This window comes from Psychrosphaera sp. 1_MG-2023 (assembly GCF_030548245.1).
Taxonomy (GTDB): domain Bacteria; phylum Pseudomonadota; class Gammaproteobacteria; order Enterobacterales; family Alteromonadaceae; genus Psychrosphaera; species Psychrosphaera algicola.
On sequence record NZ_JAUORW010000019.1, the window covers coordinates 40,516 to 55,061 of the forward strand.

Here is a 14,546-nt window from a genome sequence, read left to right on the forward strand (position 1 = left end):
CTTAATCCTGCATTAAATCTTGCTTGATAGGCTGAGCGTTGTAATGAAATGGCACCGGACCATCTGACTCACCCCTTAAAAATTGCTGGACCAAAGGTGACTCACTCGCCAATAGTTGCTCTTTAGTTCCATGCCCAATAACTCTTTTATCGGCAACGATATAAATATAATCAGCAATACTCATCACTTCTGTTACATCATGAGATACCACAATGCTTGATAAGTTCAATGACTGGTTTAAATCTCTTATTAAACGAACCAATACGCCCATAGATATTGGGTCTTGTCCTACAAATGGTTCGTCGTACATTATCAATTCTGGATCCAGAGCAATTGAACGTGCCAAGGCAGCTCGTCTTGCCATACCTCCGGATAACTCATTTGGCATCAAGCTGTGAGCACCACGCAAACCAACGGCCTCAAGTTTCATTAAAACCATAGTTCGGATGATCTCTTCCGGTAACTTAGTGTGTTCTCGAATTGGAAACGCCACATTATCAAAGACCGTCATTTCTGTGAATAACGCTCCACTTTGAAATAACATGCTCATTGTCTCACGAACTTTATATAATTCCGAACGACTCAAAGAAGGGATATTGTGGCCATTAACAAGAATTTCACCCGAATCAGGATATAATTGACCGCCAATCAAACGCAGCAAGGTTGTTTTGCCTATACCACTCGGTCCCATTATTGCGGTCACTTTACCTTTAGGAAAGATCATAGACATGTTGTCGTAGATCAATCTGTCGCCTCTAGAAAACGTCACGTTTTTTAGTTCAACATGTGGTGATTTCAACCAATCTGAGGGTTGTTCACTGTTTTCTAATTGAGAGGTCAATCGCAACTCCGATTCTGACATTAATAGTGGCTCCATATGATGTACATTGTATGAGTTAAATAGCGATTATGCTACGTCTAAAACGTTAAAAAATGTAACGTAGCTATATTGACGAAAAATCACGCAAAAAGTTTCCTAAATGCGTTAAATCAACGATAATTCTTTGCTTTATAATTCTACAACCGCCACAATATCAGGCAACTATGTTTATCGATATGACTTAATTTATGTTATCTGCCTCAATAATTTTAATTCTTTCCTTTGCGGTACTCGTGTGGAGCGCCGACAAATTTGTATATGGAGCTTCTGGATTAGCCAGAAATCTGGGCGTTTCTCCAATGATCATCGGCTTAACTATAGTTGCAATGGGCTCATCTGCACCTGAAATAATGGTATCAGCCAATGCGGCATTAAATGGTGCGACGGATACCTCCGTCGGTAATGCACTTGGTTCTAACATTACAAACATACTTTTAGTGCTTGGCATTACAACGATGGTTCGCCCACTGACAGTATCTTCTACCACCTTATATCGTGAAATGCCGATTCTATTAGGATTCACATTACTCGCTTGGTATATCTTATCTGATAATGTTTTAAGCTTTAACGAAGGAATCGGCCTGTTGGTTGGCTTTTTTATGTTTATTGGCTTTCTCATTTTTTTGGCTAACCACACTAAGAACCCTAACGACCCTTTACTTGCCGATAACGACGACGAAATCCCGTCAGATCTACCAACCTTATATGCCGTGTTATGGGTCATCGCCGGGTTAATCATGTTGCCACTTAGCTCCCACTTTTTAGTCGACTCTGCAGTGATCATCGCTCAATTCTTTGGCATTAGCGACCTTGTTATTGGATTAACAATTATCGCGATTGGAACCAGTTTGCCAGAGCTTGCGGCAAGTGTAGCCGGCGTATTAAAAGGCGAAGATGACATGGCAATTGGTAATGTCATCGGCTCAAACATATTTAATATCCTAGCCGTATTATCGGTTGGTGCCCTTATTCATCCGAGTGAAATAGACCCGAACGCCGCATCCCGTGATATTTTTGTCATGATCGGAGCAACAGTCGCTCTACTGTTTATGGCAATGAACTTTAAAGGCACTCGCAGAATTAATCGCGTTGAAGGCGGTTTACTGTTAGTAGGGTTCGTTGCATACCAAATTGTCTTATTTAGTTAATTTAAGTCGTTATTATGAATTCGTTAATACAATCAGGTTTACAAGTTATTGCGATTGAAAAGGCCGCTATTGAGCAACTTTCCGATTCCATAGACATCAATTTTGCAAATGCATGCGAACTAATGTTGGCGTGTAAAGGGCGAATTATTGTTACTGGAATGGGCAAGTCAGGTCATATAGCCAACAAAATAGCGGCGACATTAGCTAGCACAGGGACACCAGCTTTTTATGTTCACCCCGGTGAAGCAAGTCATGGCGACTTAGGTATGTTTACCGACGCCGATATAGTGTTAGCGTTATCAAACAGTGGTGAAACAGCCGAAGTCATTTCGTTATTACCGGTGTTAAAACGCATTGGCTGTGCAATTGTCTCTATGACTGGAAAACCAAGCTCAACACTAGCCGTTAATTCCGATGTGCACCTTTATGCAGGCGTTAAACAAGAAGCCTGCCCACTCGGACTTGCACCAACAGCATCGACAACAGCGAGTTTAGTTCTTGGCGATGCATTGGCCGTGTCAATGTTAGAAGAACGTGGGTTTACCGCGGAAGACTTTGCCCTTAGTCACCCCGGCGGAGCACTTGGCCGTAAGTTATTACTCACTAATAAAGATGTAATGCATACTGAAAAACGGATCCCGTTGGTCACTGACCAAGCGACATTAAAACAAGCGATCATCGAAATGTCAGCCAAAGGACTTGGTATGACGGGGATCACCAATGACCAGGGACAATTAGCGGGTATTTTTACCGACGGAGACTTGCGTCGTTGTCTAGATCAAGACAAGCTCGACATGTCCGCCGGTATAGTTAACTATATGACTCGTAACTCAATTTGCAGCGCCGCAAATATCCTTGCCGCTGAAACTTTGCATATTATGGAAGAAAAAAAGATAAACAGTCTTTTTATAATCGATGATAATAACTTCCCAGTGGGCGCGATAAATATGCACGACTTATTAAAAGCAGGGGTACTTTAAATGCGCAGATATGAAACTTGGTATCAGGCAATACCAAATGATGTTGTCGCTCGCGCGCAGCAAATCAAATTATTAATATGCGATATCGACGGCGTTTTTTCAGACGGAACCGTAATCCTAGCCAACAGTGGTGAAGAATTAAAAGGCTTTAATACCAAAGATGGTTATGGCATTCGTTCTTTAATAGATGCAGGTGTTGAAGTCGCGGTAATCACGGGACGCAAATCAACAATTGTGCAAACTCGCATGAGCAGTTTAGGTGTAAAACATATTTACCAAGGTATGGACCAAAAACTAGAAGGTTACGAGCAACTAAAATCAGACTTAAACTTAACCGACGAACAAATCGCATACATTGGTGATGATTTTCCAGATGCTCCGGTAATGTTAAAAGTTGGCCTTGCAACCGCTACAGGCGACGCGCACCCATATATCAAAAGCATTGCTCATTTAGTAACGACATTAAATGGTGGACGAGGTTCTGTAAGAGAATTAACCGACCTACTGATCATGGCGAACTATGGTGAAGAGTACATTACCGAGAATATCACCGGAGCAAGTCTATAATGTTAGCCCGTGGCGTTGTTGTTATATTGTTTTTGGGGATCGTTGCCGTTTTATGGCAGCCCAATTTCGCGCCACAATCGCAAATGCCTTTTGACTTTGAAGAAGAACTGATCCCGGAATTTACCGCTAAATTGCTGCATCAAGAGTTGTTTGACTCTAATGGTGAACTGCAGCAAGAAGTGTTTTCACAAAAAATGGAGCACTTTTCAGAGTTGTCCCTAACTCATTTTATTTCACCTGAATTTATAATTTACCAAGATAAAAAACCATTTTGGCGACTCTCCGCACAAATTGGCGACATGCAAGAAGGTATATTAACCTTAGATAAAAATGTCATCATGGTACAACTTGGCGAAAAGTCATTGATCCAAACCATAACAACAAATTTTTTAGAAATTAACTTAGACTCTAACTTGGTAACAACAGACAATCCGATTACGATTACGGGTGATAAATTGACAATTGTTGGGCAAGGTTTGGTTGCAAATTTAACTGAAGGCACGGTGACACTAACTCATCATGTGGAAACGCTGATTAAAGGTAACAAGTAATGACATTCAAGCGACACGCGTATATCGCCACAATATTGGTTGCTCTATTTAGTATGGCCGTTTCGGCAAACAGCGAAGATTTGAAAATAAAATCGGACAATCAAGATCTTAATTACAACAACAATACGATGTATTTTAAAGGTAATGTTGTTGTTTCTCAGGGGCCTATATCAATTAAAGCGGATGAGCTATTTGTCGACACCCAGGACGGCACCGGTGAAAAATTAATTGCCAAAGGCAGTCCGGCTTTATTTACTCAAATCGACGAAGAAAACGGTAACTTAACCGCAAAAGCAAACGAGATTGAATACTTTGTTACAACTCAAACCCTTAAATTAAGTGGCGACGCAAAGTTTAAACAAGGTGGCTCTGAAGTACAAAGTGGCTCGATCGAATTTGACCTTGCTAAAAAGCGCGTAAAAGCGGATGGCGATGCCTCAACGGGTGGTCGAGTTACCACTACGATAAAAACAAAAAAGAAAAACGGCTAACGACGGAATTAATAACTCGATGACTAAATTAATCGCAACACATCTCGCCAAGTCGTATAACAAAAGGCAAGTTGTAAAAGACGTCAGTATTTCAGTAAATGCCGGTGAAGTCGTCGGACTACTTGGGCCAAATGGTGCCGGTAAAACGACAACTTTTTATATGATAGTTGGATTGGTTCCTAACGACAAAGGTAGCATTACACTTAATGATATTGACTTAAGTCACGAACCAATGCATGTTCGTGCTCGTCATGGAATAGGCTATTTACCACAGGAATCTTCGATATTTAGAAAACTTACTGTTTCCCAAAATATCATGGCCGTGTTACAAATGAGAAAGGACATCAATGCCAACCAAAAAGCCGATTTGTTAGATGATCTTATTGGTGAATTTCATATAGAACACATTCGCGATAGTTTAGGTATGGCATTGTCAGGTGGTGAGCGTAGGCGAGTAGAAATTGCAAGAGCGCTGGCTGCGGATCCTAAAATTATATTACTTGACGAACCATTTGCTGGGGTCGACCCTATATCAGTAATTGATATTAAAAAGATTATCCAACAACTCGTCGCAAAAGGGATCGGTGTTTTAATTACCGACCATAATGTACGTGAAACGCTTGATGTATGTGAAAAAGCCTATATCGTGAGTCATGGTGAATTAATCGCAGAAGGTACACCAGAAGAAGTCCTTGCTAGCGAAATCGTGAAAAAAGTTTACTTAGGTGACCAGTTCACTTTGTAATTTAGTGTATAACCATTAATTAGTATAATCTGATTGGAATTAGATGAGACCTTCACTTCAATTAAAAATGGGTCAGCAATTAACAATGACCCCACAATTGCAACAAGCCATAAGGTTGTTGCAGTTATCCTCATTAGAACTCCACCAAGAAATTCAAGAAGCCTTGGATAGCAATCCTCTATTGGACGCAGAAGACGAAAGTTTAAATCACGAAAAAAGCGAACAATCGATAGAAGATGTATTGGGTGAAACGGAAGGTCAAAACAAAACGACCGACGACGATACCGACTGGGCGCAGGAAGAAATAAATACCACTGAAGCACTTCAAACCGAAACCATCAGTGAAGAGATGTCTACGGACACAACATGGGATGACTACATGAGCGCCGCCCCTGCGAGCTCTGGCCCAGCATATGAAGGCGAAGACACAGTCTATCAAGGTGAAACCACTGACAATATTCAAGACCACCTCCGCTGGCAGTTAAACCTTTCTACGTTTACCGAACAAGATCTTGCAATCGCGACCGCCATTATTGACGGCGTCGACGAAAAAGGCTTTTTACGCCTCACCGCTGAGGACATCGTAGAAGCCATTGACATCGAAGATGTGGAAATAGAAGAAGTTGAAGCGGTACTTAAACGTATTCAACTATTCGACCCCGTAGGCGTCGCCTGCAGAGGGTTACAAGAATGCTTGTCGGTGCAATTGAAACAATTTTCAAATGACACGCCATGGAAATTTGAGGCCATAGACGTTATCGACAATTACATCGATTTACTGGCCAATCGTGATTACCGGACTTTACTTAGAAAAACCAAGTTAAAAGAACCCGATCTGAAAGATATTCTAGAACTCATCCAACAACTTAATCCAAATCCTGCAAGTGTCGTTATCAAAGATGAAATCGACTACGTCATTCCCGATGTAACGGTCGTTAAGAAAAAAGGTCGTTGGTTAGTAGAGCTAAATCCAAATTCCATGCCTAAACTAAAAATAAACGAACAATATGCATCGTTGTCAAAAACCTCAAAAAATACCAGTGACACGCAATTTGTACGTTCCCATTTACAAGAAGCTAAATGGTTTATCAAAAGTTTAGAAAGTCGTAACGATACGCTGCTAAAAGTATCAAACTGTATCGTGCAGCAACAGCAGGGATTTTTTGAATATGGCCCAGAAGCCATGAAACCAATGGTTTTGAACGATGTCGCAGAAATGGTCGACATGCATGAATCAACAATTTCTCGTGTGACGACTCAAAAATATATGCACACACCTAGAGGAATTTTTGAACTTAAGTACTTCTTTTCGAGTCATGTAAGTACAGAGAACGGTGGTGAATGTTCTTCCACTGCGATTAGAGCTTTAATCAGAAAGTTAGTTGCGGCGGAAAATCAGGCTAAACCTCTCAGTGATAGTAAAATTGCAGAGATCCTGGCTGACCAAGGTATTCAGGTTGCCAGACGGACTATTGCAAAATACCGGGAATCATTAAATATTCCCCCTTCAAACCAACGAAAACGACTGGTGTAAACACCTCTCTATATCAACAGAAGGAATTTTTTATGCAAATTAATTTAACTTGTCGTCATATAGATTTAACAGAGTCATTAAAAGAATACGTAGATAACAAATTTGCTAAATTAGAGCGTCACTTTGACCATATCAATAATGTCCATGTGATTTTAGACGTTGAAAAACTGAGTCAAATAGCTGAAGCAACCTTACATGTAAACGGTGGTGAATTGTTCGCCACTTCTGAACATAACGATATGTATGCCGCGATTGATAGTTTAATAGATAAGCTAGATCGACAGGTAATAAAACATAAAGAGAAATTGACCCGTCACTGATGGGTTTAAACTAAATAAACGTGACGCTAGGGACGGCGTCACAAACAACACCTTTTGGCGTAAGCAAAAGGTAGGCAGTTAACCAAACATGAATTTAAAATTATTACTTCAACCAGATTGCACCAAAGTTATTGCTGATTGTAAAAGCAAGAAAAAAATACTTGAACATATAGCTGAAATTGCGAGTGCGCAGCTGCCAAATTTATCTAGCATAGATATTTTAGAGAGCTTGATGAACAGAGAAAAGTTGGGCAGCACTGGTATAGGTAACGGAATTGCGATACCACATGGCCGAATAAAAAATTCGAGTAAAGCCGTAGCAGTTCTCTTAGTTACCCACAAAGGAGTGAATTACGATGCGATTGATAAACGACCTGTAGATATATTTTTTGCCCTGTTAGTACCAGAAGATCAATGCGACACTCATCTGGCAACATTGGCATCGATAGCAAAAACCTTTGACAACAAAGATGTTTTACGCAAAATTCGTAGAGCAGAAACAGATTTGGATTTATACAACATAATAGAAGCCGCCTAAAATGCATATTTTTATTGTTAGTGGCCGTTCAGGCTCAGGGAAGACCGTCGTACTGCGAGTGTTAGAAGACCTTGGTTATTACTGTGTAGACAACCTACCAGTAAATCTATTGCCAGCTCTATCGCACAGTCTCAGTCAAAATTATGAACAAGTTGCCGTTAGCATTGATGTTCGGAATATTCCAGAATCCGAGCAAGAGCTAGTCGAAAACCTCGATTTTTTACCTAAAAACGTTAATACAACGGTTTTGTATATTGACGCTAAAGACGAGGTTTTGATCCGTCGTTATAGCGAAACTCGTCGCTTGCACCCATTATCAAAAAAAGAGTCTGGCCTACCTGAGGCAATTCAAGAAGAACGCAAGCTCCTTGATTCTATTGCGACTCGTGCCGATTTGTTTATCGACACGTCAGATTTAAACGTTCACCAACTAACCGAAATGGTGCGCGAAAAAATTCTTGGTAAATCGGAAAAAAACCTCGTAATAACGTTTGAATCTTTCGGTTTCAAATATGGTGTACCAAACGATATCGACTTTGTATTTGATGCACGTTTTTTACCAAATCCACATTGGGAACCTGCTCTGCGGCCTTTAACCGGCCTAGATTTACCCGTAATAGAATTTTTAGAAGCCGAGCCATTGGTTAATAAATTTGTATTCCAAATTAATAACTTTATGTCGACGTGGCTGCCACATTTGGAACGAAACAACCGCAGTTATTTAACCATTGCCATTGGCTGTACTGGCGGAAAACATCGCTCGGTTTACATCGCCGAGGCACTTGCAAACTTATATCGCTCACGTGAAAATGACGTTAAAACGCGCCATCGTGAGATAAGTCGTTATTTGAAGAGTGAATAAACATGGAAATTAGTCGTACCGTTACCATAGAAAACAAACTTGGGTTGCACGCCCGTGCGGCCACCAAACTAGCGCAATTAGCTCAGGGATTTGAAGCAACGGTAACTATTCAACAAGCAGACAAAAAAGCCAATGCCGATAGTGTGATGGCATTGTTGATGTTGGCCAGTAACCAAGGTAAAGATGTGACCGTAATCGCGACGGGTAACGAAGCAAAAGTCGCTGTTGACGCTATCTGCGAGCTCATTAGCAATAAATTTGATGAAGACGAATAATTAGTATTTTGATTGTTTTAACTTAAATAAAAACAATCAGTTGCTATTAAAAAATGTCATTTTGAGTTAATATTGGCGGCGAGACCACACTTAGGTTTACGTTTCCTTTATATATTGGGCCAGCGATTGGCAATATATCCTTTATAGAAAGTAACTTCATCACACACTAAGGGTTTTATGGCAGAGCTTTTAGAGCAAGAATACAACATCCCTATCGAAGAACTTAATACTGCACTTAGCGGCGGTATGTTTGTGCACGTTAGAAACATGTTGGATTCGATGCCTACTTCAGATATCGCTCTGTTACTGCATTCCTCACCACCAAAATCTCGAACCGTAATTTGGCAATTAATCGACTCCAGTATCCAAGGTGAAGTTCTCGAAGAACTGTCTGAAGATGTGCGTAACCCTATCTTACGTAGCATGACCCCAGAAAAAGTCGCTGAAGCTGCCGGTAACTTAGACGACGACGACTTTGCCGAAGTTTTACGTGGTATGCCAGATACGATTTATCGTAAAGTATTAAAAAGTATGGACAAGCGAGACCGCAAACGCGCAGAGCGTGTGTTGTCCTACGAAGAAGATACCGCCGGTGCATTGATGAACACCGACACAATAACTGTACGTCCGGACGTAACGGTGGACGTCATTTTGCGGTATCTGAGATTAAAAGGCGCTTTACCTGAAGCCACCGATTATTTGTATGTCGTGGACAAAGACGAAAAATTTATTGGTGAAGTCTCCCTCGCGGCCTTGTTAACCAGCCAACCGGTTAGCCTAATTTCTGAAGTAATGGAAACCGATTTCGAAGTCATTCCTGCAACGATGGAAGAAACGGAAGTCGCGTCTTTGTTTGAACGGTACGACTGGATTTCAGCTCCGGTTATTGACGAAAATGGTTTATTGCTTGGACGTATAACCATCGATGACATCGTCGACGTAATCCGCGAAAATGCCGCGCACTCGATGCTAAGCATGGCGGGTCTCGACGACGAGGCGGATACCTTTGCGCCAATCGTAAAAAGTACCCAACGACGTTCTTTGTGGTTGGGCGTGAACCTGTTTACCGCGTTATTAGCCGCATTTGTCTCCAGCCTGTTTGAATCGACCCTCGACGAATTAGCGTTCCTAGCGGTTTTAAATACCATTGTCCCGAGTATGGGTGGCGTCGCGGGTAGTCAAACACTAACTCTCGTTATTCGCGGGATGGCCGTAGGTCATGTTACACAAGCTAACCAACGATGGTTAATGGGCAAAGAGCTCGCTATCGGTTTCTATAATGGTCTAATTTGGGCTGTGTTGATTGCTGGTGTAGTTGCACTTTGGAAACAAGATTTAATGTTAGGCGCAGTTATTGCTTTTGCAATGATGATGAACCTAATCGCAGCCGGACTTTCTGGCGTATTTATCCCCCTAATGCTAAAACGCATGAACATTGATCCAGCGCTTGCCGGCAGTGTAATATTAACCACAGTTACCGACATAGTCGGCATCTTTACCTTTTTAGGTACAGCCACTTGGTTACTGATCTAACTCAATACGCTATACTCTTGCCGAATACCCTATTTTCTTTATATTGGACTGACTTAAATGATACAACTTGGCCGCTTTAATACGCTCACTGTAGTAAAACATGTTGAATTTGGCGCGTTTCTCGACGGTGGAGAAGCCGGCGAAATATTACTCCCACGTCGTGAAGTTGATGACTCAGTGCAAGTTGACGAAGAGATCAGTGTATTTATTTACCTAGATTCCAAAGACCGACCAATCGCGACATTTAGAAAGCCTAAAATACAAGTTGGCGGATTTGCCTATTTAAAAGTTGTCGACGTTAATCGCGTTGGTGCGTTTTTAGATTGGGGCTTAGAAAAAGATTTGATGGTGCCATTTGCAGAGCAAAATACGCCAATGGAAGTGGGCCAATCATATATCGTCACTATGTATATCGATTCACTCGACTTACGCCCTACCGCGTCTTCTAAAATAGACAAATTTTTAGTTGAAGAAAATAACAAGACATTTAAAACAAACGAACAAGTTGAACTGCTTATTGCGTCGAATACAGATTTGGGCTTAAAGGCGATTATCAACCAGAGCCATTGGGGTCTAATTTTTAAAGACGACATATCAAAACGATTATCCTACGGTGACACCGTGTCGGGATTTGTAAAACAGATCCGTGGCGATGACAAAATTAATATCGCGCTGGAAAAAACCACTGAAATTCGTGACCGTCAGAGCCAACAAATCATCGACTTTTTAGTTAAAGAAGGTGGATTTGCCGGCGTTCACGACAAGTCAGATCCGAATTTAATTAGAAAATTATTTGGCATGAGCAAAAGCGCATTCAAAAAAGCCATTGGTGGACTGTATAAAAAAGGTGACATAGTCATCGAATCAACCGGTATCCGACTGATTGAAAAGTAGGCTACACAAGGCCTAGAACAGATCCTGGGGTTGTTACAACTTTTTACATTTAAACAAGTATTAAGCCGTTAAGTACAGGTGACAAGAGTAACGCCATTACGTTATTCTTGTTGGCTGAAACTATGTGCATAATATTGCATGTAAAAATTTGTGTTCAACAAAGGATTTTCAAAATGAAAAAGTGGACTCTACCGGTAATTACCCTTGCCGTATTAACTGGTTGTAATTTGGTTTCACCATTTGGTGACGCTGACAAACAACAAGTCATCGCTGGTATCCCGGTTATCGAAGAAGTAACTGCGGAGCCTGGCAAAACAGTTATCCCTTATAAAAAACTCCAATTGGAAAACGGCCTAACGGTTATTTTGCATAAAGATACTTCCGATCCACTTGTTCATGTAGACGTCACTTATCATGTTGGTTCTGGCCGTGAAGAAATTGGTAAATCTGGTTTCGCACACTTTTTTGAGCACATGATGTTCCAAGGCTCAGAAAACGTGGCTGACGAGCAACATTTCAAAATAATCACAGAAGCTGGCGGTACTTTAAACGGTACAACCAACTCAGACCGTACAAACTACTTTGAAACCGTACCGGCTAACCAACTAGAAAAAATGTTATGGTTAGAATCAGACCGCATGGGTTACTTGTTAGATGCGGTAACTCAAGAAAAATTTGAAGTTCAACGCGAAACCGTTAAAAACGAACGTGGTCAGCGTGTCGACAATCGCCCTTATGGCCGCTTGTACGAAACAGTATCAGCAGCGCTTTACCCAGAAGGACATCCATATTCTTGGCCTGTAATTGGTTATATGGAAGACTTAAACCGCGTTAACGTTAATGACTTAAAAGCCTTTTTCCTTCGTTGGTACGGCCCAAACAACGCGACATTAACGATTGGTGGTGACTTTGATGAAGTAGAAACATTATCACTTATCAAAAAATACTTCGGCTCTATTCCTCGCGGCCCTGAAGTTAACATGCCAGAAAAAACCATGGTGACACTTGACGAAGATCGTTATATCTCTATGGAAGACAACGTACATTTGCCACTGATATACATGGCATTCCCAACAGTAAGTAATCGTCACCCTGACGAAGCACCACTGGATATCTTATCTGAAATTTTAGGTGGCGGAAAAACCTCTATCCTTTATAAAAACTTGGTTAAAAACCAATTTGCAGTACAGGCATCTGTCGGTCACCCGTGTTCAGAGCTTGCTTGTATGTTTAATATGTACGCTTTGCCAAACCCAGCGGCAGGCAAGTCACTTGCGGAACTAGAACAAATCATTCGAGATGCGTTAGTTGAGTTTGAACAACGTGGCGTACAAGAAGATGATTTGATTAAAGCCAAAGCACAAATGGAAGCGTCATTTGTATTTGGATTACAAAGTGTGTCAGGTAAAGTGAGCCAGCTCGCGGCCAATGAAACATTTACTGGTAACCCAAATTATATTGAGCAAGATATCGCTCGTTATGCCAATGTCACTAAAGAAGACATCATGCGTGTATTTAAACAATACATTAAAGGCAAAAATTCAGTTGTAATGAGCATAGTACCTAAAGGTCAATTACAAGCCATTGCCCACGAAGATACTTACACCATTCCAAAAAGAACGATTGGTGAAAAATCTAATACTAGCGCAGATGACTTAGAATTACGCGTAGCGACGTCAAGTTTTGACCGCAGTGTGATGCCTCAAGCGGGTGCAAACAAGGCCGTGAATGTTCCGCAAATGTGGCAAAACAAATTAGATAACGGTATTACCGTATTAGGCGCTCAAAGCACTGAAACACCAACTACTGCGATTCTAATCAAAGTTCCTGCAGGTAATTACTTTGAGACAAAAGACAAAGCAGGCATGGCGTCAGTTCTTGCTGCAATGTTAAATGAGTCGACAACGACACGTTCTGCTGAAGATATGAGTAAAGCGCTAGAAAAACTTGGCAGTAACGTCAGTATTTCTGCTGATGATCACTACCTTAATATCAATATCAATGCGTTAACAAAACATCTTGATGCGACACTTGCATTAGCAAACGAAAAATTAGTCGCTCCAGCGTTTGATGCAAATGAATTTGCTCGCGTTAAAAATAATGCAATTCAAGGCATTAAAAACAGCCAAAAGGATGCGGGTTATTTAGCATCTACTGCGTATCGTAAATTAATGTTTGGTGATTCATTAGCAGGAATGCCTCAAGGTGGAACTGAAGCAACTGTCATGCAATTGACTTTAGCTGACGTAAAAGCGTTTTATCAAACTCATGTAAAACCAGCTGATGCACAACTTATTGTTGTTTCTGACTTGCCACAAACAACCGTTCAGAAGTCATTGGATTCGCTAAATAACTGGCAAGGTAAAGGCCCTAAATTATCAATTGAAATCCCTAATAGCTCTCACAAAACAGGTGTGGTCTATTTAGTCAATAAAGATCAAGCAGCGCAATCTGCGATCAGAATTGGTAAGCGCGGGATAAGTCGCGATATTGTTGGTGAGTTTTACAAATCTTACCTAATGAACTTCCCTCTTGGTGGCGCATTTAACAGCCGAATCAACTTAAACTTACGTGAAGACAAAGGTTATACCTACGGCGCACGTTCGTACTTTTGGGGTGACAAGCTATCAGGTGGTTACACTGCCAGTGCCGAAGTCCGTGCCGATGCAACTGACAAATCAATTGTCGAATTTGTTAACGAAATCAAAAGCTACCATAAAGATGGTATAACGGATGCAGAACTTGATTTCATGCGTAAAGCAATCAATCAGCGAGATGCATTAAAATATGAAACGCCAGGCGCCAAATTAGGTTTCCTTGCACAGATACTTGAGCACGATTTAACACCTGACTTTGTTAATGTCAGAAACGATATAGTTGCCAATATCAGCAAAAAAGAAATCAACGCTTTAGCGAAAAAACATCTCAACATCGACGAAATGTTGATGGTTGTTGTTGGTGATGCAAAAGTGTTAAAACCACAGCTAGAAGCTTTAAACTACAAAGTTATAGACTTCAAACTATAAAAAATAGCCTGCCATACCGGCGTCGAGCAGTGCCCTGTACTGCTCGGCTTAAAAAGGCATAACAACCTGATTGTTAAACAATAAAAGCCCGCTTGTTATATTAATAAGCGGGCTTTTTGTTGCGAAAATCTAAACAAAATTACATGTTCACGAAAAACACCGAAATACATTTTGAAAAATCGCGCGATTAATCAAACCCAAC

Annotated in this window: 15 protein-coding genes; 14 read left to right on the plus strand and 1 reads right to left on the minus strand. The window is 41.0% G+C overall.

The annotated features are described in order from the left end of the window. Position 1: 1 nt before the first annotated feature. Entirely contained in the window at positions 2-862 is an 861-nt protein-coding gene (locus tag Q4575_RS16395; protein ID WP_303523540.1) for an ATP-binding cassette domain-containing protein, read from the minus strand. A 206-nt stretch (positions 863-1,068) separates the two neighbouring features. Here Q4575_RS16395 and Q4575_RS16400 point away from each other — a divergent pair, with 206 nt between their 5' ends. The 14 genes from Q4575_RS16400 to Q4575_RS16465 all read left to right on the plus strand — a co-directional run bounded on the left by Q4575_RS16400 (position 1,069) and on the right by Q4575_RS16465 (position 14,344). Next, on the plus strand, positions 1,069-2,028 hold the full coding sequence (locus Q4575_RS16400) for a calcium/sodium antiporter (RefSeq protein WP_303523541.1): 960 nt from the start codon (positions 1,069-1,071) through the stop codon (positions 2,026-2,028). A 14-nt stretch (positions 2,029-2,042) separates the two neighbouring features. Continuing rightward, positions 2,043-3,008, plus strand: a complete 966-nt coding sequence (locus tag Q4575_RS16405; RefSeq protein ID WP_303523542.1) for a KpsF/GutQ family sugar-phosphate isomerase — start codon at positions 2,043-2,045, stop codon at positions 3,006-3,008. Beyond that, a complete protein-coding gene (gene kdsC / locus Q4575_RS16410; protein WP_215965190.1) occupies positions 3,009-3,575 on the plus strand; it encodes a 3-deoxy-manno-octulosonate-8-phosphatase KdsC in 567 nt (188 codons plus the stop codon). Further along, complete coding sequence (gene lptC, locus Q4575_RS16415; protein WP_215965189.1) at positions 3,575-4,126, plus strand: LPS export ABC transporter periplasmic protein LptC; 552 nt, start codon at positions 3,575-3,577, stop codon at positions 4,124-4,126. Before kdsC ends, lptC begins: the two co-directional genes overlap by 1 nt. Beyond that, positions 4,126-4,617 carry a lipopolysaccharide transport periplasmic protein LptA gene (gene lptA, locus Q4575_RS16420; RefSeq protein ID WP_215965188.1) on the plus strand — a complete coding sequence of 164 codons (492 nt, stop codon included), beginning with the start codon at positions 4,126-4,128 and terminating at the stop codon, positions 4,615-4,617. Before lptC ends, lptA begins: the two co-directional genes overlap by 1 nt. 19 nt (positions 4,618-4,636) lie before the next feature. After that, positions 4,637-5,362: an LPS export ABC transporter ATP-binding protein gene (gene lptB, locus Q4575_RS16425; protein WP_215965187.1), complete on the plus strand. Its 726-nt coding sequence runs from the start codon at positions 4,637-4,639 to the stop codon at positions 5,360-5,362. A gap of 43 nt (positions 5,363-5,405) precedes the next feature. Beyond that, positions 5,406-6,896: an RNA polymerase factor sigma-54 gene (locus Q4575_RS16430; protein WP_215965186.1), complete on the plus strand. Its 1,491-nt coding sequence runs from the start codon at positions 5,406-5,408 to the stop codon at positions 6,894-6,896. 32 nt (positions 6,897-6,928) lie between these two features. Further along, complete coding sequence (gene hpf / locus Q4575_RS16435) at positions 6,929-7,216, plus strand: ribosome hibernation promoting factor (RefSeq protein ID WP_215965185.1); 288 nt, start codon at positions 6,929-6,931, stop codon at positions 7,214-7,216. An 88-nt stretch (positions 7,217-7,304) separates the two neighbouring features. Further along, complete coding sequence (gene ptsN / locus Q4575_RS16440) at positions 7,305-7,754, plus strand: PTS IIA-like nitrogen regulatory protein PtsN (RefSeq protein WP_215965184.1); 450 nt, start codon at positions 7,305-7,307, stop codon at positions 7,752-7,754. A 1-nt stretch (position 7,755) separates the two neighbouring features. Beyond that, positions 7,756-8,616: an RNase adapter RapZ gene (gene rapZ, locus Q4575_RS16445; RefSeq protein ID WP_215965183.1), complete on the plus strand. Its 861-nt coding sequence runs from the start codon at positions 7,756-7,758 to the stop codon at positions 8,614-8,616. Between the two features lie 2 nt (positions 8,617-8,618). Beyond that, positions 8,619-8,891, plus strand: coding sequence for an HPr family phosphocarrier protein (locus tag Q4575_RS16450; RefSeq protein ID WP_215965182.1), 273 nt, complete (start codon positions 8,619-8,621; stop codon positions 8,889-8,891). Between the two features lie 177 nt (positions 8,892-9,068). Further along, positions 9,069-10,424: a magnesium transporter gene (gene mgtE / locus Q4575_RS16455; RefSeq protein WP_215965181.1), complete on the plus strand. Its 1,356-nt coding sequence runs from the start codon at positions 9,069-9,071 to the stop codon at positions 10,422-10,424. 57 nt (positions 10,425-10,481) lie between these two features. After that, the gene (locus Q4575_RS16460) at positions 10,482-11,318 is read left to right on the plus strand and encodes a S1 RNA-binding domain-containing protein (RefSeq protein WP_303523543.1); all 837 of its coding nucleotides are present in this window, start codon (positions 10,482-10,484) and stop codon (positions 11,316-11,318) included. 173 nt (positions 11,319-11,491) lie between these two features. Continuing rightward, a complete protein-coding gene (locus Q4575_RS16465) occupies positions 11,492-14,344 on the plus strand; it encodes a pitrilysin family protein (protein WP_303523544.1) in 2,853 nt (950 codons plus the stop codon). The last annotated feature ends 202 nt before the right edge of the window (positions 14,345-14,546 follow it).

Excerpts from the sequence above, each read along its gene's own strand:
- lptC (WP_215965189.1), top strand. The coding sequence starts at position 3,575 with ATGTTAGCCCGTGGCGTTGTTGTTATATTGTTTTTGGGGATCGTTGCC.
- Q4575_RS16450 (WP_215965182.1), top strand. The coding sequence starts at position 8,619 with ATGGAAATTAGTCGTACCGTTACCATAGAAAACAAACTTGGGTTGCAC.
- Q4575_RS16405 (WP_303523542.1), top strand. The coding sequence starts at position 2,043 with ATGAATTCGTTAATACAATCAGGTTTACAAGTTATTGCGATTGAAAAG.
- hpf (WP_215965185.1), top strand. The coding sequence starts at position 6,929 with ATGCAAATTAATTTAACTTGTCGTCATATAGATTTAACAGAGTCATTA.
- Q4575_RS16430 (WP_215965186.1), top strand. The coding sequence starts at position 5,406 with ATGAGACCTTCACTTCAATTAAAAATGGGTCAGCAATTAACAATGACC.
- ptsN (WP_215965184.1), top strand. The coding sequence starts at position 7,305 with ATGAATTTAAAATTATTACTTCAACCAGATTGCACCAAAGTTATTGCT.
- lptB (WP_215965187.1), top strand. The coding sequence starts at position 4,637 with ATGACTAAATTAATCGCAACACATCTCGCCAAGTCGTATAACAAAAGG.
- lptA (WP_215965188.1), top strand. The coding sequence starts at position 4,126 with ATGACATTCAAGCGACACGCGTATATCGCCACAATATTGGTTGCTCTA.
- mgtE (WP_215965181.1), top strand. The coding sequence starts at position 9,069 with ATGGCAGAGCTTTTAGAGCAAGAATACAACATCCCTATCGAAGAACTT.
- kdsC (WP_215965190.1), top strand. The coding sequence starts at position 3,009 with ATGCGCAGATATGAAACTTGGTATCAGGCAATACCAAATGATGTTGTC.
- Q4575_RS16460 (WP_303523543.1), top strand. The coding sequence starts at position 10,482 with ATGATACAACTTGGCCGCTTTAATACGCTCACTGTAGTAAAACATGTT.
- Q4575_RS16395 (WP_303523540.1), bottom strand. The coding sequence starts at position 862 with ATGTCAGAATCGGAGTTGCGATTGACCTCTCAATTAGAAAACAGTGAA.
- rapZ (WP_215965183.1), top strand. The coding sequence starts at position 7,756 with ATGCATATTTTTATTGTTAGTGGCCGTTCAGGCTCAGGGAAGACCGTC.
- Q4575_RS16465 (WP_303523544.1), top strand. The coding sequence starts at position 11,492 with ATGAAAAAGTGGACTCTACCGGTAATTACCCTTGCCGTATTAACTGGT.
- Q4575_RS16400 (WP_303523541.1), top strand. The coding sequence starts at position 1,069 with ATGTTATCTGCCTCAATAATTTTAATTCTTTCCTTTGCGGTACTCGTG.